The sequence below is a fragment of the Marinifilum sp. RC60d5 genome, from assembly GCF_052400665.1.
Taxonomy (GTDB): Bacteria; Bacteroidota; Bacteroidia; order Bacteroidales; family Marinifilaceae; genus JBQTGK01.
Genome location: NZ_JBQTGK010000002.1, coordinates 124,302 through 148,816 on the forward strand (window position 1 = coordinate 124,302; position 24,515 = coordinate 148,816).

The window sequence follows — 24,515 nt, forward strand, 5'->3', positions numbered from 1 at the left end:
ATGTTTATGTTGAAATAATCATTTTGTTGCCATTACTGATATTTTTTAATTTCTAATTATTAATCATTTGGAAAGGGTTAAAATTTAAATTAGCAAACACTAAAAGAACTTGCTAGAGTGTGTAAATATTTGATTATGGAGAGTTTTTTCTTCTACTATTAAGCGAAGTGCAGATATTCTAATGGGAATCTTCTCATATCCATCTATTACATTTTTCATTTATATATTGTATATGTAAAAAAAGTGAATCTTTTTACATATTATGTGCGTATATTAAAGCTTAGTTTTAGAATGACTAAAAAATGTGTTAACTAATTAAAATGATACAATCATTTTAAAAGGCTATTACGATATAAAATCATGATAATAATTAGAAAGTGATGTACTTATAATCTACACTTAAATGATTAGAGTGTTTTGTTTAGCTTATTATGTGTTTGTTATAGGTCATTAATAAGAATTATTTATGAAGATAAGAAACGACTGGCGGATATGGTTATTATTCGCTCTTGCTATAATTTCTACTCTTTTTGTTACTCACGTAATTAAGAAGGACTTTGATAAAATTGCCAAAACTGAGTTTTTGTTTGAATGTAAGGAGATTACAAGTAAAATAGAATTAAGACTAGATGCTCATGCTCGATTGTTGCAAAGTGGAGTAGCATTTTGGAATGCTTCTGATTTTGTTAATGGAAAAGACTGGAAAGAGTTTATTAAAAAGTCGAAAGTGGATGAAAACCTGCCTGGAATTTTGGGTACTGGATTTGCTAAAATTATAAAAAAAGAAAATTTAGAAGAGCATTGTATACAATATCAAAATTCAGGTTATCATTCATATAAGGTTTGGCCAGAGTTTACAAGAGATGTGTATACTTCAATTGTTATGTTGGAGCCACTTAACGATCGCAATCTGCGCGCCATTGGTTATGATATGATGACTGAATCTGTACGAAGAAATGCGATGGAACGAGCCAGAGATTATGATATTGCCGCTTTATCGGGAAAAGTGTTGTTGGTGCAAGAGATAGGTAATGAGGTGCAGGCAGGTAACCTAATGTATGTACCTGTTTATAAAAAAGGATTACCCGTTTCGAATGTTGAACAAAGAAGAGCTGCAATAATTGGTTGGGTGTACAGCGCTTATCGCATGAATGACTTGGTAGGTGGAATACTGAAAGGTTGGGATTTTAATAAAGGACAAAGAGAGCTGCAATTAAATATATATGATGGTAATTCAATTTTGAATGACAATATTTTGTTTAAATCTCACAAAGATTCTTTACAGAAAATTGAAAAGACTGTTCGTTTTTCTTCACATGTAAATGTTGATTTTAATGGGCATACATGGGTATTGGAATATAAGCAAATTAAAGGTAATCTATATAAAGATTATGAAGGTGTTTTATATGTATTCATAGGAGGAATAATAATAAGTTTTTTGCTGTTACTGCTTGTAAAATCGTTGGTAGAGACAAATTATAAAGCTCAGGAAATAGCACATAGTTTAACTTTTCAACTTAAAGAAAATGAGATACAATTAAACGAATCACAGAAGATCGCAAGTTTAGGACGATATTCTTTAGATATTGTTGCAGGTAAGTGGAAAAGTTCGGAGGTTTTGGATAGAATTCTAGGAATAGAAAGTAATAAAATACATACAGTTGATGCCTGGCTTAATTTAATACATCCTGATGATAGAACTACTTTAGAGACATATTTTAACAAGACCATTTCAGAGAATGGCTTTTTTGATAAGGTATACAGAATTGTAAGGAATACGGATAAGAAGGAAAGGTGGGTACATGGTTTAGGTAAAATCATTTTTGATGATAAGAATAAACCTGTGAGCATGATTGGTACGATGCAAGATATTACCGAACAGAAATTAGTTGAGTTTGAAATCCAGGATATTTCTAATCGATTACAATTGGCAACTAGAGCGGGAAGTATTGGAATTTGGGATATAGATTTGATTACAGGAAAGGTTATTTGGGACGGTACGATGTTTCAGCTATTTGGTTTAGGAGGCGATAAGACGATTGATCCGACAAACGTTTGGAGGAATTCAGTTCATCCGGAAGATAGAGAGAGAGTTGATCGTGAAATTCAGGCTGCAATCAATAAAGAAAATGATTACCGAACAGAATTTAGGGTCGTATGGCCAGATAAAAGTGTACATTTTTTGAAGGGTTATGGTTATGTTCGTTGTGATGTTAATGGTAATCCTAATCGTATGCTCGGTATAAATATGGATATTACTGAGCAAAAACGGGCGCATGAGCTTATTCAAAAGCAACAGGAAGAATTGGAAATTAAAGTAGCCGAAAGAACAAAAGAGTTAACCATATCAGAAAAAAAATTAAAGCAAAGTGTTAAAGACATACAAGATTATAAGTTTGCTCTAGATGAATCAAGTATTGTAGCCATTACAGATAATAGAGGAGTTATTACTTATGTTAATGATAAATTTTGTGAAATTGCTAAATTCAATCGGACTGATTTAATCGGAAATAGCCATAAAATAATTAATTCAGGATACCATCCAAAAGAATTTTTTATCAATTTATGGAGAACAATTGCACAAGGGAAAGTTTGGAGAGGTGAAATTAAAAATCGGGCTCAGGATGGAACTATTTACTGGGTTGATTCTACAATTGTTCCTTTAATAAACGATGAAGGAAAAGTAGAACAGTACATTGCTATTCGAACCGATATTACTAGCAAAAAAAATGCAGAAGAAACTATTATCAAAGCTAAAGAAATGGCTGATTCTGCCAATCGTGCTAAAAGTGAATTTTTGGCAAATATGAGCCATGAAATACGTACACCAATGAATGCAGTTATCGGCTTTTCTGAATTGTTAGCCAAATCAGTAGTTGATAAAAAACAGCGCTCTCAAATTGAATCAATACGAAGCAGTGGTAAAACTCTTTTAAAAATCATAAACGATATTCTTGATCTCTCAAAAATTGAGGCAGGTAAGATAGAGATTGTTCCGGTCGCCACTAATATTAAGGGGTTGATGGTTGAAATTGAAAGTATGTTTGTACTTCAGGCAAAGGAAAAGAAAATCGATTTTGAGATTGAATATGAAAGTATTATACCTCAAGTATTGTTATTGGATGAGGTGAGAATTCGACAGATATTATTTAATTTAATAGGGAATGCACTTAAGTTTACCCAAAATGGATATGTAACTGTAACCCTTGATGCAAAAAGAATTACCCAGTTTAACGACAAAATAAATTTAGTAATACATATAGAAGATTCTGGAATCGGAATACCATCAGATCAACAAAAATTAATTTTTGAACCTTTTACCCAGCAAAAAGGTCAAAGTATCAAATATGGAGGAACAGGATTGGGCTTATCAATTACCAAAAAATTAGTTGAGAAAATGGGTGGAAATTTAACCTTGGAAAGTACTTTAGGAAAAGGGAGTAGCTTTTCATTAGAAATTCCTGAGGTTATGGTGATAGAAGATAAAAGCAAGGAAAAAGAGAAAAATAATGATCATTTTAAAGTGGTATTTTCAGGTGCAAAAATTTTACTTGTCGATGATAATTCAGAAAATAGAAAATTAATTATTGATTTGTTCGAAAACTCTCAGATTCAAATTTTTGAAGCAACTGATGGTAAAATGGCTGTGGAAATGGCAAAAGAATATATTCCAGACATTATTCTGATGGATTTAAGAATGCCGGTTATGGATGGTTATGAAGCCACAGAATTAATAAGGAAAGAACAAACGACCCGTAATATCCCTGTTTTGGCAATTTCAGCTTCTACCCGAAAAGTAATTCACGATGGCAGAACCAAAAATATCTTTAACGAGTATTTGTTAAAACCTATAGACTCAAAAGATGTATTCGAGAAAATGAAAAAATACTTGCCTTTTGAGGAAGTAGAAATTGTTGATGCCGAGAATCAAACTGAAAAAATTAATTTGTTGAAAGAAGAAGAATTAAAAGATTTGCCCAACATTATAAATGTTCTTGAAACAGAATTTATGCCATTCTATTTAGAAGTATTCGAGTCTCAAATGATAGATGATATAGAAAGGTTCGGAAATGAGCTTAAAATATTTTCAGAGAAAAATAATTTTAAATATTTACTCGATTATGCTAATAAAATCTACAATTGTGTTGATAATTTTGAAATTGAAAAATTACATCAATTATTAGAATATTTTCCGCAAATAATTGAGCAGTTAAGACAAAATCAGTAAAATTCCCTTACGATGTTAATAGACGAAAAAATAATGAAAACAAAGATATTAGCAGTTGATGATAATCCTAAAAATATTCAGGTACTTGGGAGTATACTGCGTGATGCAGGCTACTCTGTTGGATTTGCAACAGATGGAGAACAAGCACTAAAAATTTTGGAAAACTCTCCAGATTTCGATTTAGTATTAATGGATATTAACATGCCAAAAATGAATGGATTGGAGGCATGCCAAGAAATGCGTAAGAGAGAAAAACTTAAGGATATCCCTGTTATATTTCTTACCGCACGAGATGATGTGGAAGATATGGTTACAGGATTTAAATCGGGAGGTCAGGATTATGTGACAAAGCCATTTAGTTCTGAGGAGATACTTGCTCGTTTAAAAACTCATGTGGAGTTAAAACAAAAGAAAGATCAGTTAAAAATGGTTAATCTTCATCTTGAGCAAAAAGTAAAAGAACGAACACAAGAGCTCCAGGTTTCTCATGAAAATTTAGAAAAAGCTTATGAAGAACTAAAGGTACTAGACCAATCAAAGTCTGATTTCTTGTCGATTATTAGCCATCAGATCAATACCCCTCTGAATGGGATTCTTGGTTTCATCGATTTGCTGAAAGATAAAATTACGGATACTCACCTTAAAGAACTATTTTCATATCTCGAACAATCTGCCAATAGACTCGATGCATTTGCGAAGTTAAGTTTACGGATCACCGAATTGAGAACTAGAAAACTCCTTGTGGATAAAAGAGAAGTTTCGATTAAAAGCCTAGTGAAGACGAGTGAGGAAAACTTAAGCGAAAAATTGAAAGAAAAGAAGATTCAAATTCATTTTGAAAATAATTCACCCTTTGATATTATAAGTGGAGACCTGCAACTGCTCCAATTTTGTTTCGAAAGTATTTTTGAAAATGCGATTCAGCATTCGCATGAATCAAGTAATATTATTTTGAAAATTGAAAATAATGAGAATAAAATATGTTGTTTTTTTATGGATGAGGGCGTTGGCTTTGACTCGGAAATGATTAAGCAATTATTTAATTTATTTGTTACAGGAGACAAAAACAGAGATGAAAATAAAGGATTGGATTTAGCCTTGGTAAAAATCATTGCAGAACTTCATAAAGGAAAAGTAAAGGCCTATAATCAAGAAGGAAAAGGTGCTGTGGTTAGTTTAACTTTACCGTTACTTAATTAATTCTAAAATAACAATCTTATTCATTTTCTTTCAGATTGTCATAGCAATTGGTAGCAAGTACAAGTAAATAAGTATTAAGAAATTTTTAACAGCTTATAGTATTACAAATCTAAACGATTGTTTAGATTTGTAGCGTAATTAGAATACAATGTCAAGAATAAAAGCATACAACAAAAAGGAAGTAACTCAAAAAGCAATGAATCTATTTTGGAAGAATGGCTACAATACTACTTCTATGCAGATGCTCGAAAAAGAAATGGGTATTAATAAGTACTCTATTTACGACAGTTTTGGAAGTAAGGAAGGTTTACTGGAAGAAAGTATTAAGTGTTACGCTCAAAAGCTAAATAGTATTATAGAAAAATTAAAAAAATCTTCGAGAGGTATAGTTGCAATAAAACAATATTTCTTTGATTTTAAAGATCTTTCTGTTGAAAATGATATAGCAAAAGGATGTTTTGTTACCAATACAGCTAATGAGTTAATGGACAGCTGTAATAATGCTATAAAAATATTACTGACGGATTGTACCAATAAAGTAAGAACTACTTTTGCTCAAAAATTATTGGAAACAGGCCAATATTCATTTGAGGAAATAGAAGAAATGGCTGATTATTTAATTGTTGCCATGGCTGGATTTTCATCTGCAACTAAAATGTTTAGCGCAAAACAAGTGGATAATTATTTGCAGCAAATTTTTAAGAATATATAAAAAATTTTAATTTATATCTAAACGATTGGTTAGATATAAATTAATAAAAATTGAAACAATGAATAAATTAGAAAAAATAATACTATTTACTACGACTTTATTAATGGGATTGGTATTAAGCAGGTTTGCAATTTCAAAACTTACAGGTTGGGAAATTTCAGTAAAAGCATTTATTGAAATGGCGGAACCTCTGGGGATAAATCCCGCATTTTTTAGAATTTCAACAGGTATATTACTATTAATAATTTTCATAGCCTATTTAGCTACTGCTACTCTAACTATTTTTAAAGATAAAGTTCGCTTGCCTGCTAAGTTTACTTATTTTAACATCGCATTTTTTGCTAATATTTTAGGTTTATTAACCATGATTGGTGCTTTGTTGGCTGAGTTTTATTTAAGAGTGCAGCCCAAATGGTTGTTAGTGTATATTGCTGTAGGAGTAATTATTTTTTCGGCCATTAATTTATTTATCGTAAAGAATAAATCCTCTTTTTATCTACAACTAATAAAATACAAAAAATAATGAATATTAATTTAGATAATAAATCACTAGCTGTACACTTATTACAAATATCTTTTGGGATTAATTTCTTATTTCATGGACTAAGTGAGGTTACCCAATTTAGATAAATTTATTGTGCGTATGCAAGATAAATTTCAAGATACTATTCTGCCAGACTTGTTAGTGACCCCAATGGCGTATTTGATTCCTTTTGCTGAAGCCACTATTGGACTGCTGTTGCTACTGAATAAATTTACCAGGGAAGCACTAATTGCATCTTTTATATAATAAACATTTTGGTGTAGGGAGTTCTGTATTGCAAAATTGGGAGTCTGTAGGATTAAAGTTAAGCTATATTGGCTTCTTATTTGTCCTACTTTTCTTTACAAAAGATATGCATAGATCAAAAAATAAATAAATTTTAAAATAAGGTTTATCGGTTTACTGGCAGCAAGTTATCTAAACCAATAAAAAGAAACGAAGACAATAAATACTCAGAAAACGAAAGTAGAAACATCTATACATTCAGAACTTGAAGTACGCAAACTTAATTTTAGTAAAAAAGAAGATATACTACCAAACAGATTTACCAATAAGACCTAGATGCTGTTATAATTACTATTGATAGAAAAATTGAGTTTGTCTTTTTAAATGCAGATTATAAAAAGTGTGCAGGGCCAAATGAAATAACCATTTTTCTTAGGGACATGAAGAATTAGAATAAACCTGTATTTTTGTAAGTTTATAGTTTTCCGGGGTATAGGATTTTAAATTGTATCCCGGAAGCTGTTACCTAAACTTATTTTAGTAGAGCTGTGTTACAGAAAAATGTATCATAAGGTGAGAACTTCTTTAACGATACCGATGAGTTTAGCGATTTTCAAATAAATTTTAATAAAACTTGCCCAAAAAAAACTCCGCTTAGTCTATAATTTTCTAAATTCCACAAACAGAAAAAATAGTAAAATTAGCATTATAAAAGAGTTACTTGATAAAAATAGTCTGGCAGTACTTAATCTGAAAGATCGACTTCTGGACGAATTTTTAATTTTCTTCAGTCCTATTTTTTACAGAAACTTAACACTCAAAGTTTTGTACAATAGCTTTAATTTGGTTGTAAAGTGAATAGTTTTTATGTTATAGATGCATAAAGATTGCAGTTTTTTTTACAAAAAAAATCAACTATTATTCAGAGTAAACTATTCCATGACTAATGTTTTAGCTCAAAAAGTAATTATCATTTATTTTAAATAAAAAGATAAGAAAAAATTACCGAGTCTATTTTATTGGTGTTACTATTCACTATATTAATATGTTATGGCTTTTTGGTGTGGGTGGTCTAAGCTATTATATTTAGTTCCCATAATTTTCATAGAAACTAAATATTAACTATTTTTAGATTTCGTAAATTTTTTGCATTCAAAATAGAAGTAAAAACATAGCCTTATCCAAACGAAGATATTTGGAGACCATTGATAGCCTTACCGAGTTATTGGCATTTCTTTTGAATTTCGGATGTTTACTAAATTCAGGTAATTATGACAAATAAAGATTTTTTCATTGTTGGTATAGGCGCATCTGCAGGCGGCCTTGATGCTATTCAACAGTTGTTTGATAACATCCCAGCCGAAACGGGAATGGCATTTGTAATTGTACAACATCTTTCGCCCAATTTCAAAAGTTTAATGCCTGAGTTGCTGGCAAAGCATACTCATATGAAAATTTTTACAGCCGAAGATAGGCAGATCCTGAAACCAAACTGCATTTACCTGAATCAAAAAAGTAAAAACCTGCATGTGGTTGGTAATCAGCTTTTTTTAACCGAAAAAAGCCCAAGACCTAACTTGAATTTACCCATAGATCTTTTTTTTCACACCCTGGGTGAGCAACACAAAGATAAAGCGATAGGTATTATTTTGTCGGGCACCGGCTCCGACGGATCAAGAGGTATTAAAACCATAAAAGAGGCGGGGGGCATATTGATTGTGCAAGAACCTGAAAGTGCGCAGTTCGATGGCATGCCAAATACCTCTATTGCAACAAATCTTGTCGATTTTATATTAAATCCTGAAGAGATTGCCCAAACTCTTATAAAAATTCCTAATCACCGAATACTTCTGACTGAAGAAGAGGAGGAGGTGAAGTCAAATGAAGTAGCTTATTACCAAATTTTAGATCAGGTACATAAAAATTCGTCCATCGATTTTAAACAATATAAAAAAAATACGCTGCTGCGCCGATTGGAAAAACGGATGAATATCAACAATTTTACGAAGCTGCACAATTACTTTGCATACCTAAAAAGTAACTCTAGTGAAGTTCAAAAATTAAAACAGGATTTTTTAATTGGAGTAACCAGTTTTTTTAGGGATGTGGAGGCTTTTGAACTTTTGAAAACCAAAGTAATCCCTGAGCTGTGTAAAGCCAATACTAATTCAGAAGAACCTATACGGGTATGGATAGCTGGCTGTTCAACCGGCGAAGAAGTTTATAGTATTGCCATACTATTGGATGATCACATAAAACGGGAGCGCTTAAATGCTGACTTTAAAATTTTTGCTACTGATATTAATGAGGCGGCGCTTGAAATTGCTGGGAATGCTATTTATTCACACAATTCGGCAAGTGAAATTGCCCAGGAATATGTCGAAACCTATTTTGTGAACAATGCGGGTAACATGAAAGTTATTAAACGCATTAGGGAACGTATTGTGTTTTCCAAACATAACCTGTTAAAAGATCCACCGTTTATACGTATGGATTTAATTTCTTGTCGCAACCTCCTTATTTATTTGGAAGGGAGTCTGCAAAAAAAGGTACTAATGAATTTTCAGTTTGCCTTGCGTAAAGATGGGTATCTGTTATTGGGAAGTAGTGAATCGCTGGGACACTTGTCCAAGTTTTTTAAATCCATTAGTTCGAAATGGAAATTATATCAATGTATAATAGATAGCAAGCGCTTACCTATGCACGATATCCCTGAAGGGCGTATTAATTCCATGAGTTTTAAAAATTCACAGACACCTGTACTTCCAAAGTATGAATATCAGTTTAAACAAAATCCTGAAAATGCCTTTTACAAATTTATGGGGCAGCAGTTTAGTCCGGCTATGGTATTTACCGATATTGATTTCAATATTCTGTTTGTAAATGGCAATATCACCACTCGACTTTCGGTAAATCAGGGAGTATTTCAAAGTAACCTTCTTAAGCTGGTGAGCAAAGAAATGGCTAGTATCATTCGCAGTGGTATTCGAAAAGTTGAAAAAGAAGATGCCGAGGTGGTGATTACAGATGTAGTAAACAGAATTGGGAATCAGGAGTATTGTTTTGACCTTGGCTTTCGTAAAGCGAACGATTTTAATGGTTTGGGTACTGTTTATGTAATCCATTTTAGTAATGATAAGCAAAATCAGAACACCATTACACTAAAAAATGTCGATACGGATGAAGTTAGCAAGCAAAAGGTAGCAGAGCTCGAAGACGAACTAAAAGAGAATAGAACCCGTTTGCAAAGTGTTGTTGAAGAATTGGAAACCAGTAATGAAGAGTTACAGTCATCAAATGAAGAGTTGATGGCTTCCAATGAGGAACTGCAAAGTACCAATGAAGAATTGCAATCGGTAAACGAAGAACTTTATACCGTTAATTCTGAGCTTCAGGAGAAGAATAAGGAGCTTTCGAATTTAAACAATGATATTACCAACTTATTGAATGCTACAGACATTGGGACTTTGTTTTTAGATGTGGATTTTCGTATTCGTAAATTTACGCCCGCACTTCAAAAGCATTTCAATTTAGAACCCGAAGATGTGGGAAGGAGTATATCGAGTTTTGCTTCTAATTTTAATGAAGATGACAGGAAATGGATGATAGAAGATTGTAAGGCAGTTCTTGACGATTTAAAAGTAGTAGAATCGGAGGTGTCTAGTTCTGATGGGGAGTGTTTTTTACGGAGAATAAGTCCTTTTATCACTAGCGACAAAAAGATTGATGGTCTTGTAATTACCTTTGTAAATGTTACAGATATACTAAAAATAGAATATGAACTAAAAGAAAGTGAAAATAGATATAGAACTGTTTTTACTAATGCAGGAGTGGGTATTGCTACTGTTTCGGCCAAAGGTAAATTATTAACCGTTAATCCTGAATTTGAAAATATACTTGGATATTCAAGTAAAGAACTGACTGAAATGATCTTTCCGGATTTTACTCATATTGAGGATATTGAGTTGGATTTGTCACAATATACCCAATTAATGAAGGGAAAAATCGATTCCTATAAAATGGAGAAGAGATACATCCATAAAAAGGGACATATTGTTTGGGGACAACTTACAGTAACTGCAGCAAAAGATAAGAAAAACAAGATCCTTTATTCTGTGGCATTGATAAAAGATATTACCAAGCGCAAAAAAGCAGATCAGGAATTGTTAAATGCCAAAGATAAAATTGAATTAAGTGAGAAACGATACAAAGGCTTGCTTACCAATACCGACATTGGTGTAGTTGTACATGATAGAGATACATCCATTTTGTTTAATAATCCAAGATCAAGTGAATTGTTGGGTTTAAGCGAAGAACAAATGAGAGGAATGCAGGTGCCTAATTCTTACTGGAAATTTGTAAATGAAGACAATTCCACCATATCCATAAGTGATTATCCGGTAAGTAGGGTAATTGCAAATAAAAAAGAATTAAACAATTTAATAGTAGGAGTAGTTCGAAAGAAGAATGATATTGCTTGGTTGATGGTAAGCGGATTTCCTGTATTTACACCCGAGGGAGAAATTAAAGAAGTACTCATTAGTTTTATCGATATTACCGAACGGAAAAAGGCAGAGGAAACCTTACAAAAAACAGCTGAGCGTTTAAAAGAAGCACAAAAAATTGCATTACTGGGTAATTTTGAACACGATTTTAAAGAAGATACATTGTGGTGGTCTGAACAGAGTTACAAAATATTAGGATTTAAGTCAACACCGAAACCACCAGAATTTAATGTGTTTATAAAGAGGTTACCCGACGAGGATGCTAAAAAGTTAAGTGTATTGTTGCATAGAGCTGAAATTCATGGTGAGGATTACAGTTTAATCTTTAAGTATTATTTGCCAAAAACAAGCGAATTAAAATATATCAGTCTACAGGCAAAAGTTTTATTCGATAATTTAAATAAACCCAAAGGGGTAAAAGGTATTGTTCAGGATGTAAGCGAAAAACGGGAAATGGAGCTGGAAAAAGATATATATCTTGAAAGAATGTCTTCTTTGATGGAATATACCGATGAGGGTTTTTATTTATTTGAAGCCATTGAACCTGTTGATGTGAAACTACCCGTTGAAAGGCAACTGGAGCTTATCTATGCCGGAACGATAGTAGAATGTAATACTGCTCAAGCAAAGATGTACGGATACAATAAACCCGAAGAAATTATTGGCAAAACATTAGCCGAAATGCATGGGGGAAGTTCACATCCGGAAAATATATCATTTATTTCGGACTGGATAAAAGGAGGATATGAAATAAGAAATGCTGTATCGGAAGAGAAGGATAAATATGGCAATACGGTTTATTTCTCGAATAACATTATTGGTATGATAAACAATGGTGTGCTCGAAAGAATTTGGGGTACACAAAAAGATATAACCAATAGTGTAGAATACGAAAAAAGTTTAAAGGCCGCCAAGAAAAAAGCAGAGATTGCCAATGTTTATAAGAATCAGTTTTTGGCCAATATGAGTCACGAAATTCGAACTCCAATGAACGGTGTTGTTGGTTTTGCTGATTTGCTTGATAAAGATAATATCGAACCTCAAATTAGAACGAGATACATTAATATTATTAAAAGTAGTTCTAATCAGTTACTTAATTTAATTAATGATATTATTGATGTTTCAAAAATTGAAGCCAATGAATTAGCACTTGAGTATAAAGAGTGTAATCTTATAGATTTAATGGAAAATTTGGAAACAACGTTTAATGAGACAAAAAAACAAAAAAATAAGCAGCATATTTCATTAGAGTGTATTGTTCCTAATGAATATACGAGTCTGAATATTAAAACTGATCCTGTGCGTTTGCAACAGGTGTTGTCGAACCTAATTGGGAATGCCTTAAAGTTTACTGAAAAAGGCTCCATAGAATTCGGATTCAATCTTTTAACCAAAGATACAATTTCATTTTTTGTAAATGATAGCGGCCCAGGTATTCCACAAGAAAAACTGGAAGCCATTTTTAATCGTTTTGAACAACTTGAAACTAATAGAAATATTACCAATGAAGGTACTGGGCTAGGTTTATCAATTTCGAAAGGTATTGTTAGTTTGCTCGAAGGAGATATTAGCGTTGATTCAGAAATAGGAAAGGGGACAAAATTTACATTTTCTATTCCGCTGATTAAAGGGGCAAGCATACAGAAGAGAAAAAATAGTGAAGTATTCGACACAAAAATATCAGAAGAAATAAACTTGCTTGTAGCAGATGATGAACCTGTAAATATAGAATATTTTAAAGCAATTTTTGCAACACTACCAGTACGTGTTTCTTATGCTCAAAATGGTAAAGAAGCTCTAGAGATTTATAGTCGTAATAAAAATATTGATGTTGTATTAATGGACATAAGAATGCCTATTATGGATGGAATTGAAGCAGCAAAAGAAATATTAAAAATAAATCCAAAGGCCATAATTATTGCCCAAACTGCTTATGCGATGACTGCTGACCGTAATAAATATTTATCCATGGGATTTGTAGATTATATTTCTAAGCCCATAGATAAAATAAAATTAATGAAAAAATTAATTGACTTTAAAAAATAGAAATTACAAAGCACTTATATTTTGGCAGATAATACGCTAAAATTAGAAATGAAATACCAATAAATACGAAATATTAAAGGATAGAATATTGATTTAGATATTTTAATGACTCGAATGTAAAATTAAGAGCTGTAATAATTGAATTTGAAATAATATTGAATGGAATTATAAATTTCAGATTCAGTTTTAAATTAAATGTCTGCAAAAGAAGTGCTTTAATATTTCTGTATCCAAACAAATGCGGTACTTTAGGGCGTAAAAAAAGCAGCTAACAAATAGCTGCTTTTTTGTAGCGGAGAAAGAGGGATTCGAACCCCCGGTGCCTTGCGGCACACGAGCTTTCCAGGCGCGCACAATCGACCACTCTGTCATTTCTCCAAACAATATCCTTATGAAGGATTGTGTGGCCACAAAAGTAGAATAAAATTGCAGATTATAAAATAATATGATGAGAAAGTTTGTTGTGATTTACCCCATTAATTAGGCTTATACATTGTTCTGATATTATTTTCACTTTTAAAAAAGATTATATTACTCAGCATCAATTTGTCTGCCATTTTCCAGTTTTAAAATATTTTTCACACAATTGGGAATTTGATCTTTATAGTGACTCACATAAATAAGAGTAACATTACTATTTTCACAGATTGCTTCTATAATATGTTTAAAGTTGTTTATTTGATGGGTATCTAAACCCTGACAAGGTTCGTCGAATATTAGTAATGGCGGATTTTTGATTAAAGCTCTTGCCAGTAAACACAAGCGTTGAGTACTTGTGGAAACTTTTTTAAATGGTTTATTGGCCGAATTTTCTATCTCTAAAAATCGCATCCATCGCTTTACAATTTCTACTTTAGTAGGATCGGATTTTCTAAAAAGACCTAAAGTATCGTAAAATCCCGATTCAATAACCTGTAAACAAGTATTACCATTTGGAAAATATTGGAAAAGTTCAGGTGACACAAAACCAATATTCCTTTTTATATCCCAAATGCTTTCTCCACTTCCTCTTTTTACATCAAAAAGAATTATGTTGTTAGAATAAGCTTGTGGGTTATCGCCATTGATAAGACTTAACAGAGTAGATTTACCAGCACCATTACTGCCAAGAAGAGCCCAGCGTTCTCCCTGCTTTATATTCCAGTTTACCTTATTAATAATTAGTTTATTATCATATTTAATGATAATATCTTTCATTGCAATAATATTTTCATATTTGTTTTGCTTTTCAACTGGCAATAATTTTTGTAGTTCACTTACATTAATTTTATTAACATTTGTAAAAGCTAAATCATCAGCTTTAAAATCAGCTTTAATAAAGGTATTTGTTATTTTACCTTCATCAAGTAGTGCTATATGAGTAATCGCATCTGGAATTTCGTTTGGCGAACTAGCTAGTATAACATTAATTCCAGAATTTGAAATCTCAGATAATAAATTATTGAAATCTTTTCTGGTATCTACATCAAGTCCACTTAAAGGATTATCCAGTAAAAGTAAAACCGGATTTTTCAATAATGCTTCAGCAATAAGTAATCTTTTTGTTTCACCATTTGATAGTTTAATAAGGTGTTTGTCTTTTAAATTTTCAAGATGCAGTCTGCTTACTACCTTTTCGTAGCTCCATTGTTTAGAAGGTTGAATTGCCTTAATTTTAGAAAGGTATTGTGCTACAGTTTGTGTATCGCTAGAGTGAGCTGTGTTGTAACGTTGCTGATAGTAAAAACTATTTGTATTGGAGAGATTTTTAAATCCATGCCTTGGAGACACCATACTTATAAAATTTCGCCAACTAATCAGCTCTTGTTTATTCTTATGGATTTTGCAAAGTTCATCCAGGTGTGGGTGTTTAAATTCGCCTTGGGTGATTGCAAACTTTCCTGTAATGGTTTTCAGTAATACACTTTTACCGGAGCCGCTGGCGCCAACTAATGCCCATTGTTCTCCTTTTTTTACTGATAAGTTAAGCTTTGTTAAAAGTGTCTGATTAAGGGATTGTATATTCGTATTTTGGAAAGAAATGATAGTAGGATTATTCATGAGAAGTAATTTTTAATCTATACAATTAAGGATGTTAGTTGTATATATTCATGCTTGGATTATAGGTGTAAAAGAATAAAAAAACTTGTGATTAGTGAATGGTAAATATAGTAATAGTAATATTGCCATTTTATATCTCTAACAAAAGTTTAGTATTTAGCATTTTCTTAGATTGTTAAGCGGTAATTTAAAGTGGTGTTTTAATATGTTGATTGTTAGGTGTTATAGCGATGTGAGTTCTGAATTGTCTAGTTTTTGTTCAGATTAATTTTAGTGATGATAAGTTTTAGTAAAAGCAATTCTACCATCATTTCGCGTGCTTATATGCAATTTTGAAATCAGTACTTTGATAAAAAAAGAAAGCTATGAATACTTGTTATAAAATGACTTTTAAGACTGTTCTTGCCGTGTTGTTTATGCTGTTTTTAATGAACACTAGCTTTGGGCAGGATTTCCAGAAAGAAAAGAAAGCCTTTTTCCGAAAAATAGAAATCGAAAAAATTCAATCGGATCCTTCGGTTGAATGGAAAAATTTTGGTCCAGGAATGTCTGGTTACAATGAAGAATTTTGGTGTCATCCAACAGATACCAATGTGATGTTTATGGGTCCCGATATGCATGTATCTTATGGAACATGGGACAACGGGAAATCATGGCATTCCATTAAAGATTGCGATGGCGATGGAAAAGACTTGGAACGTGTTCATGATATTGTATTTTCCAGGCAGAATCCTGATTTTGGATTGGCGCTCGAACGAAGAGGGAAGATTTTTGAAACTACAGATAGAGGAAAAACATGGAATTTGATTTATACGATTCCCGGAGCAGAAAAGTCAAGCTATAATGCACATACTAAAATGGCAATTCATCCAAGTAATGATGATATTTGGTTTGTAGGAGCTGGAGATTTCTGGAATGTGAAACAAAATCACCGATCAAAAGAATTTATTCATGGTAAAAAGCAAGCAAGAGCACGTTATGGTTATGTTTTAAAAACAGCCGACCATGGTAAAACATGGAAGAAAGTTGCCAATACTATTTCCAAAGATCTGGATGTAGCTAGAATTATTATGAATCCAGCAAAGCCTAATCAAATGTATATTGCTACAAATTATGGCTTTTTTGTTAGTAATGATGAGGGAGAAACATGGAAATCAAGCGGGAAAGGATTACCAAATAATCTTCCCCGAGACTTATCGTCTTACTATAACCCAAAAACAAAAGAATTTATTCTATACCTGGTTGAGCAGACTGTTTATGAGGCTAATGGGAAAAGTATTACTACTAAAGGAGGAGTATATAAAAGTAGCAATGGAGGTAAAAGCTGGGAGAATATTACGGGAAATCTTGGCGTTAATTTTAATAAGATTACCGATAATTATCACAGAAACAATTACTATAAAGTACTAACCTATTGGTTTGGTGAAAACTCGAAAAAGTTATATCCTCAATTTCCAGAAAATACATATTCTATTTTTAATAGGATTGTTGTGAATCCAGTAGATAAGAATGAAATTTACTTAGTTGCAAATCAGCGCCACGATAAGAGTTTTGGACCGGGAGATGCATGGAAGACTGAAGATGGTGGCAAAACCTGGAAGATTTGTGCACGTGCGGGAGCGTACTGGAATCATGAAAAGGATAAAGAATATTGGACAAGTAAGGGATTTGAAACGGGAGCTAATGTTGAATTTGCTCATGTAGGAATAGCCAATGCTGAGTTAAATGAGGTGAGGTTTGGAAACAGAATGTTAGCCATTAATGCAAAAGGAGATGTGTTTATTGGTGTTCAGCAACAAACACAACGCTCGAATGATGGTGGTAAAACCTGGAAGCAAGTGGATGATTATGAGACTGAACCAGGAAGCAATGCTTGGGTAGGTCGCGGTGATAGTGACTTACCCGGGCGTTTTATGTTATTGGAAACTGGGATTAAAGATCGTTATTTGTTTTGTAGTGGAGAGCATGGTTTATGGCAAACTGCACCTCTTGGAAATTATCCTGATAAAGATGCTGTTGCTGTAAAACAAATTGATGGTCAGGTAAATGATCATGGAGGAAATCATGGTTTGCATTCAGTATCTACAGTGGCTGTTCATCCTAAGAATCCGAATATTATTTATACTATTGGCTGGCGACAAGAGCACCGTGGTAAAATGCGCCGATCAACCGATGGAGGGAAAACCTGGGAGAATATTTCAACAATTTTTGAAGGAAATAACCCATCCTATAGAGGAATAGCACCACAGTATTCTTTAATGATAGATCCTGAAAATCCAGATAACATGTATTTTTGTGCAATCCGTCATGCCATTCAGGAAGTGGGTACTTCGCCCAAAGAAAGTGTCATGAAGAAAGGGAAATATGGTGTTTATCGCTCAAATGATGCTGGATACAACTGGAAGCTAAGTAATGAAGGACTGCCAGAGTTAGGAAGTGTTCGTCGTTTAACAATGGACTCTGCTAACTCTAAGGTGTTGTATGCTTCGGTAAATCAAAGAAATAAAAATCATGTTGGAGGATTGTACAAGTCGGAAGATGGAGCATTAACATGGAAAAAGCTAAAGATACCTGTTCAAATTAAATCGGTGAATAACCTGTTTATTGATAGGAATACCAAAGATATGTATTTATCGACAGGTTCTACCTTTGGACCATATACTGCAGGAGGTGTATGGAAAAGTAGAGATAATGGTAAATCATGGGAGAAATTTTTCAAAGCACCCTATGTATGGCAGGCAGAAGTTTCTCCTGTTAATTCAAATATTATTGTGGTGAATGTCCCTTACCAGAAATCGTTTAAGAATCCTGGTTTATATTTAACTCCTAATGGAGGAAAATCCTGGTCTAAAATAAATAAAGGAATCGGTCAACCCGATAAAATGACAGAGCTAAAACCAGATCCTTATAATGAAAAAATCTTATGGAGTGTCGGATGGGGAAGTGGCTGGTTTAAAGCGATTATAAAAGATTAGATCAGATATGAACTTATTGAAATGGATATTGATTACAATTGAACGTTTTTTGGTTTGAATGAATTAGATTGTTTAAAGAATTAAAAATATGAGACAGTTTCTACTATTTAGTGTTGTTATTCTGCAAATTTTGGTCGCAAATGTTCTTGTGGTAAAGGCGGGTAATCCTCCTAATGTAATTCTAATCCTTACGGATGATCAGGGAATAGGTGATTTAGCTTGTCATGGAAATCCTTGGATAAAAACACCTAATCTTGATGCATTTTACAAAGAAGCGGTGCGCATGACCGATTTTCACGTAAGTCCGTATTGTGCGCCAACCCGAAGTTCGATTATGACAGGTCAATATCCAATTAATAATGGTGTGTGGGCAACCTATAAAGGACGTGATGCACTTTCTGAAAATACATCAACAATGGCCGATATATTTCAACAAAATGCTTATGCAACAGGTATGTTTGGGAAATGGCATTTGGGTGATAATTACCCTGTTCGTCCTACCGATTGTGGTTTTGATGTAGCGGTTCAACACAAAGCCGGTGGAGTTGGAGAATTGTCTGATTATTGGGGCAATACTTATTTTAATGATGTGTATTACGTGAATAATGAACCAAAACAATTTGAAGGTTATTGCACAGATGTTTGGTATAATCAAGCCACAAAGTTTATTGATGAAAATAAAGAAAAACCATTTTTTATATATCTGGCAAGTAATGCTCCACATAGTCCTTGGATTGTGGATGAAAAATACTCCGAACCATACAAGCAACTAGAAAAGGATAAAAAAATAGTGAGTGCTAATTTTTATGGGATGATCGCTAACTTGGATGAGAATATTGGTAAACTGGAGAGATTCCTAAAGAAACGGAATCTTACAGACAATACCATTTTAATATTTATGACTGATAACGGTTCCAGCGGGGGGATTAGTCGTAATGGTAAAATAGGGTACAATAAAGGTTTTCGAGGAATGAAAGGGGCCAAAACAGAAGGTGGGCATCGGGTACCATTTTTTATTCGCTGGCCTGATGGTAAAATTGAAGGCGGAAAGGATATCTCTGATTTGACTGCTCATGTTGATTTATTGCCAACATTGGCACATTTGTGTCAACTGAATCTACCTCAACACATGAATCTTGATGGAGTGGATTTTTCTTCTCTTCTCGTCAATAAGGGGAGCAAGTTAGACGATCGAACTGTTTTTGTTCATAATCGACAGGACTGGCGACCTCCAATGGATGCAAAGCAAAATTGCGTGATGAGCGACCAGTGGCGATTGGTGAATGGTAGGGAGCTGTATGATATTGAGGAAGATCGGTACCAGATAAATAATCTGGCTCAGGAACATCCTGAATTGGTCAAGAACTTGCTGAATGACAATGAGAGATTTGTAAAGTTGGCAAAGACAAGATCAGAATATCAGGAACTGCCATCTCATGTGATTGGAAATAGTGAACAGAAAGAAATTACGTTAACCATTCAGCATGCTATTGGCGACGATGGAGGAATTTGGAAATGCGAACAAGTTGCCGAAGGAATGAGAAATACTAATAATACGCATGCCTTAAGAGTGGATTGTGCTGGCACCTACGAAATATCTTGTTGCAGATGGCCAAAAGAATGTCCCGGTCCTGTTTGGGGAACACCTGATAAAAATCCGAAGAATTTTTTTACCTACAAAACAATAAAGCCTGAAAAGGTTAGAATTAGTATTGCCAATCAGATACTTGAAAAAGAAATAAAAGGTGATGAGGAAGCAGTTAGCTTTCAAGTTAATCTTGATAAAGGAAAAACTTTGTTGGTGAATGATTTTATTGAAGGGAAAGAAAAATATGGGGTGTATTACACTTATATAAAAAAGGTAGATTAAAAGAAAACTTATAAAATGGATAGAATTTATATAAATTTAAAATTATTCTTAACAATATTGTTCATTATCAATACACTGTGCGTAATGTCTCAGCCCATGGCACCTAAAGGATACAAATGGGAAGTTGTTAAAGTTTTAAGCGATGAATTTAACGACTTTGATGAATTAAAATGGAACTATTCTTTATGGAATTATGATGCTCCAAATATCATGATAAAAAGTCAGGTTTCTGTAAAAAATGGAAAGCTATGCATTAAGGCAGAGAATCATAATGATTCTGTAAGGTGGATGAAAACAGGTCGAATTATGTCTAAAGCTCAAATCTCTTATCCAATGTATACCGAATGTCGTATGAAGGCTGCAGATATTTCTGCATACAATACCTATTGGCTGAATAATGGAAATTCTGAGAATAGAAATGAGATTGATATTTGTGAGAACAATGCCAATCCTAACAATCCAAAAACAAAACACGGTATTGCTGATTTTCCATATATTATGCAATCAAATATTCATCATGCGGTAAATGGAAAAAATTTGCGAAGTCCTAGTGCAGCATCAACAAAATTTCTTTCTGAGAAAAATAAGAATAAAGGAAAGAATTTTCATGAAGCGTATCACACATTCGGACTTTATTGGGAAGATGATCGTAAGTGTCATTGGTTTTTAGATGGTGAATATGTTGGGTTCTCATCTGCTCAGCGAAAATTTACTCGGGAGCTAAATATTTATTTTGGTTTATGGTCCAACTCCTGGGATGGTTTTCCAAATAAAAAAGAATTAGATGATAATTCAAAAAATACCATGTATGTAGATTGGATTCATACGTATAAGTTGTGTAGGAAAAAGTAGAATTATTTTTGAGATCTACTTTAAATGTATAAAATTGATTTTAGGGTTGGACTTTAGTGGGTCTAACCCTTTTTTTATTTAGAATAAATATAATCTTCTTCAAATCAGAATCTATTACGATGCCCGTAAACTCTCTGTTTTACTGGTGTTTTGCCTTGTTTTTATAAGTGTTAATAATCAATGCTTTATAATGCAATATATATTTAAATAGTACGTACTTTGCATTACTAGGTAATTTATTTATATTTGTGGTGTAAAACCCAAGAATAATGTGCAATTGTTAAAATGGTTCATAATAAGTTGAACAAACGTTTGAAATTTCAGATATATAATAGAGGATATTCTTCGAACGCTTATTGCGGAAATTAAATTATACCAATAGATAATTGTACTTCAGAAATAAAAAAGATGTCAATAAAATAAAACTCATCATGAACAAGAACAAATCCAAAGAGTACGATGTGATTATCATTGGAGGTGGAGTCACCGGTGCAGGAACAGCAAGAGATTGTGCGATGAGGGGACTAAGTGTATTGCTTGTTGAACGTCATGATTTTGCCACTGGAGCTACAGGACGAAATCATGGTTTACTGCACAGTGGAGCAAGATATGCTGTTACTGATCATGAGTCTGCTTCGGAATGTATCAAAGAGAATATGATTTTGCGGAAAATTGCAAGTCATTGTGTGGAAGAAAACGATGGATTATTTCTTACTCTTCCCGAAGATGATATGTCTTTTCAGTCTCAATTTGTAGATGCTTGTACAAGTGCAGGTATTAATACTGAGATTATCGATCCGGCTTTAGCTCGTCGTATGGAACCTTCTGCAAACCCAGATTTAAGGGGAGCAGTAAAAGTACCCGACGGATCGGTAGATCCATTTCGACTGACCATGTCGAATGCATTAGATGCGAGGATTAATGGAGCAGAAATTTTAACTCAGCATGAGGTTATTGACATTATAAAGGAACAAGATCGAGCAATTGGAGTTGATTTGTTTAATCATAAAACAAAAGAAAAAGTTCAGCACTATGCAAAAGTAATTGTAAATGCAGGTGGAATTTGGGGCCATCACATTGCAAATCTTGCGGGGGTTAATATTAATATGTTTCCAGCAAAAGGTTCTTTATTGATTTTTGGACACCGTGTTAATAAAATGGTACTTAACAGATGCCGAAAACCAGCTAATGCGGATATTCTTGTGCCAGGAGATACCATCTGTTTGATTGGTACAACTTCGGAACATATCGATTATGATCAGATAGATAATATGTTCGTATCTAAAGAAGATGTAGATGTATTAATTCGTGAGGGAGTGAAGCTTTCCCCATCATTAGCTACAACACGTATTTTAAGAGCTTATGCGGGAGTAAGACCTTTGGTTGCTGCCGACGATGATCCTAGTGGAAGAAGTATTAGTCGTGGAATTGTTCTTCTTGATCATCAGGAACGTGACGGACTTTCTGGTTTTATTACCATTACAGGAGGAAAGTTAATGACTTATCGATTAATGGCCGAAGAGGCTACCGATTTGATATGTAAAAAACTTTCTATTGATAAAAAATGTGAAACGGCAGATAAACCATTGCCAGGATCCGAAAAAAGTGATCTTTCAATGGAAAATGCCTCGAAAAATATCTATTCAGGATCTAGTATAGCACAAAAATCGGCGAAAGACCGACATGGTTCTCTTGCACATAAAGTTTCTAACGGAGGAGAAAATGATGACTCATTGGTTTGTGAGTGTGAGGGGGTATCAATTGGAGAAGTAAAATATGCCATTAACGAATTGCATGTAAATAACCTTATTGATTTGCGTCGGCGTACTCGTGTGGGAATGGGAACTTGTCAGGGAGAATTATGTGCTTGTCGTGCAGCTGGATTGTTGTGCGAATCGATGGAAGAAGTAGGTAAAGCAAAAGACGATTTGGCTAATTTTCTGCAGGAACGCTGGAAAGGAATGTCCCCAATTGCCTGGGGAGATACAATTAACGAAATACAATTTACTTCATGGATTTATGATGGAATTTATGGATTGAAACCAGATAATAATTAAGAAAGCATTAACATGAAATTTGATAACATTATAATAGGTGGAGGTTTAAGTGGACTTACATCTGGAATCAAACTGGCAGAGCAGGGTCGAAAATGTGCAATTGTTTCATCGGGTCAGAGTGCAATCCATTTTTTTTCTGGTTCTTTCGATTTGTTGGGAAAAATTAATGGGCAGGAAGTGGTAAATCCGCTTGAGGAAATGAAAAAATTGAGCCTTAAACATCCATATCAGCGCATTGGTATGGAAAATATTGCTCCTTTAGTAAATGAGGTTCCTCAATTCTTAAAACGTGCAGGTCTTTCTTTTTCAGGACAAGCCAGTAAAAATCATTTTGTTCTTACTCCAATGGGCGTAATGAAACCAACATGGCTAACTATCCAGGATTTTACCTGTTTCGATACTAAAGATGAATTTCCATGGAAGAAAGCTGTGATTCTAAACTTTAGCGGATTTTTAGATTTCCATACTCTATTTATAAAAGATGGATTAAAAAAGTTTGAGGTAAATGCTCAAATTAAAAATATAGCCATGAAGGAGTTTGAAGCAATTCGTCGTAATCCAAGCGAAATGCGTTCTTCGAATATTGCGAAGGTATTCGATCAGGGAGAAGCTATTAATGAATTTGCAAATAAAGTAAATGAACTTAGCGAAGGTTTTGAGGTAGTTATTTTACCAGCAGTATTTGGTTTAATGAATAATAAAGTAGCGGCAGATCTTAAAGAAAAAATCAATAAACCTTTGGTATTGCTTCCAGCTTTACCTCCTTCCGTTCCGGGTATTCGTAGTCAGATAATGCTTCGCCAGCGCTTTCAGGAATTGGGAGGAACATATTTTTTAGGTGATAATGTGGAAGAAGGCGTATTTGAGAATAATCGTTTAATCGAGATAAAAACCAATAATCATGGTGATATAAAACTTGAAGCAGACGAGTTTATTCTGGCGAGTGGAAGCTTTTACAGTAAAGGTATTGTGGCCATTCACGATAAATTATACGAGCCAATTTTCGGTTTAGATATTGATGGAGATAATGATCGTGCCCAATGGCTAGATGAAAAATTTTTTAACGATCAGCCATATATGCACTATGGTGTTAAAACCGATGAGCATTTTCGTGCAATGATGAACGGTAAACCAATAGAAAATTTATATGTGTCAGGCTCTGTGCTTGGAGGAGCAAATCCTCTTAAAGAAGGTAGTGGTGCTGGTATTAGTTTATTGACATCCCTTCACGTAGCTGAGCAAATTTTAAAATAACAGGACG

General features: G+C 33.5%; 12 protein-coding genes and 1 tRNA gene. 11 read left to right on the forward strand and 2 right to left on the reverse strand.

What is annotated here, in order from left to right:
- Positions 1-466 precede the first annotated feature (466 nt).
- The 6 genes from ACT3CE_RS04775 (at position 467) to ACT3CE_RS04800 (ending at position 13,460) form a co-directional block, all read left to right on the forward strand.
- Positions 467-4,228: a CHASE domain-containing protein gene (locus tag ACT3CE_RS04775; protein WP_444708617.1), complete on the forward strand. Its 3,762-nt coding sequence runs from the start codon at positions 467-469 to the stop codon at positions 4,226-4,228.
- 12 nt (positions 4,229-4,240) lie between these two features.
- Entirely contained in the window at positions 4,241-5,428 is a 1,188-nt protein-coding gene (locus ACT3CE_RS04780) for a hybrid sensor histidine kinase/response regulator (protein WP_444708618.1), read from the forward strand.
- Positions 5,429-5,576: 148 nt separating this feature from the next.
- Positions 5,577-6,140, forward strand: a complete 564-nt coding sequence (locus ACT3CE_RS04785; RefSeq protein WP_444708619.1) for a TetR/AcrR family transcriptional regulator — start codon at positions 5,577-5,579, stop codon at positions 6,138-6,140.
- Between the two features lie 58 nt (positions 6,141-6,198).
- Positions 6,199-6,663: a hypothetical protein gene (locus ACT3CE_RS04790; protein WP_444708620.1), complete on the forward strand. Its 465-nt coding sequence runs from the start codon at positions 6,199-6,201 to the stop codon at positions 6,661-6,663.
- A 120-nt stretch (positions 6,664-6,783) separates the two neighbouring features.
- The gene (locus ACT3CE_RS04795) at positions 6,784-6,930 is read left to right on the forward strand and encodes a MauE/DoxX family redox-associated membrane protein (RefSeq protein WP_444708621.1); all 147 of its coding nucleotides are present in this window, start codon (positions 6,784-6,786) and stop codon (positions 6,928-6,930) included.
- Positions 6,931-8,180: 1,250 nt separating this feature from the next.
- A complete protein-coding gene (locus ACT3CE_RS04800; protein WP_444708622.1) occupies positions 8,181-13,460 on the forward strand; it encodes a PAS domain S-box protein in 5,280 nt (1,759 codons plus the stop codon).
- Between the two features lie 293 nt (positions 13,461-13,753).
- Here the strand turns inward: ACT3CE_RS04800 and ACT3CE_RS04805 are convergent.
- Together ACT3CE_RS04805 and ACT3CE_RS04810 are read right to left on the reverse strand one after the other, a co-directional pair.
- Positions 13,754-13,838, reverse strand: a tRNA-Ser gene (locus ACT3CE_RS04805).
- A gap of 153 nt (positions 13,839-13,991) precedes the next feature.
- Positions 13,992-15,500 (reverse strand): ATP-binding cassette domain-containing protein, encoded by a 1,509-nt coding sequence (locus ACT3CE_RS04810; RefSeq protein WP_444708623.1) that lies wholly within the window; start codon positions 15,498-15,500, stop codon positions 13,992-13,994.
- A 365-nt stretch (positions 15,501-15,865) separates the two neighbouring features.
- Here ACT3CE_RS04810 and ACT3CE_RS04815 point away from each other — a divergent pair, with 365 nt between their 5' ends.
- The 5 genes from ACT3CE_RS04815 (at position 15,866) to glpB (ending at position 24,508) form a co-directional block, all read left to right on the forward strand.
- On the forward strand, positions 15,866-18,475 hold the full coding sequence (locus ACT3CE_RS04815; RefSeq protein ID WP_444708624.1) for a WD40/YVTN/BNR-like repeat-containing protein: 2,610 nt from the start codon (positions 15,866-15,868) through the stop codon (positions 18,473-18,475).
- 88 nt (positions 18,476-18,563) lie between these two features.
- Positions 18,564-20,345 (forward strand): arylsulfatase, encoded by a 1,782-nt coding sequence (locus ACT3CE_RS04820; protein ID WP_444708625.1) that lies wholly within the window; start codon positions 18,564-18,566, stop codon positions 20,343-20,345.
- A 15-nt stretch (positions 20,346-20,360) separates the two neighbouring features.
- Complete coding sequence (locus ACT3CE_RS04825; protein ID WP_444708626.1) at positions 20,361-21,197, forward strand: family 16 glycosylhydrolase; 837 nt, start codon at positions 20,361-20,363, stop codon at positions 21,195-21,197.
- A 431-nt stretch (positions 21,198-21,628) separates the two neighbouring features.
- Positions 21,629-23,254: an anaerobic glycerol-3-phosphate dehydrogenase subunit A gene (gene glpA / locus ACT3CE_RS04830; protein ID WP_444708627.1), complete on the forward strand. Its 1,626-nt coding sequence runs from the start codon at positions 21,629-21,631 to the stop codon at positions 23,252-23,254.
- A 12-nt stretch (positions 23,255-23,266) separates the two neighbouring features.
- Entirely contained in the window at positions 23,267-24,508 is a 1,242-nt protein-coding gene (glpB, locus tag ACT3CE_RS04835) for a glycerol-3-phosphate dehydrogenase subunit GlpB (protein WP_444708628.1), read from the forward strand.
- Positions 24,509-24,515: the final 7 nt, after the last annotated feature.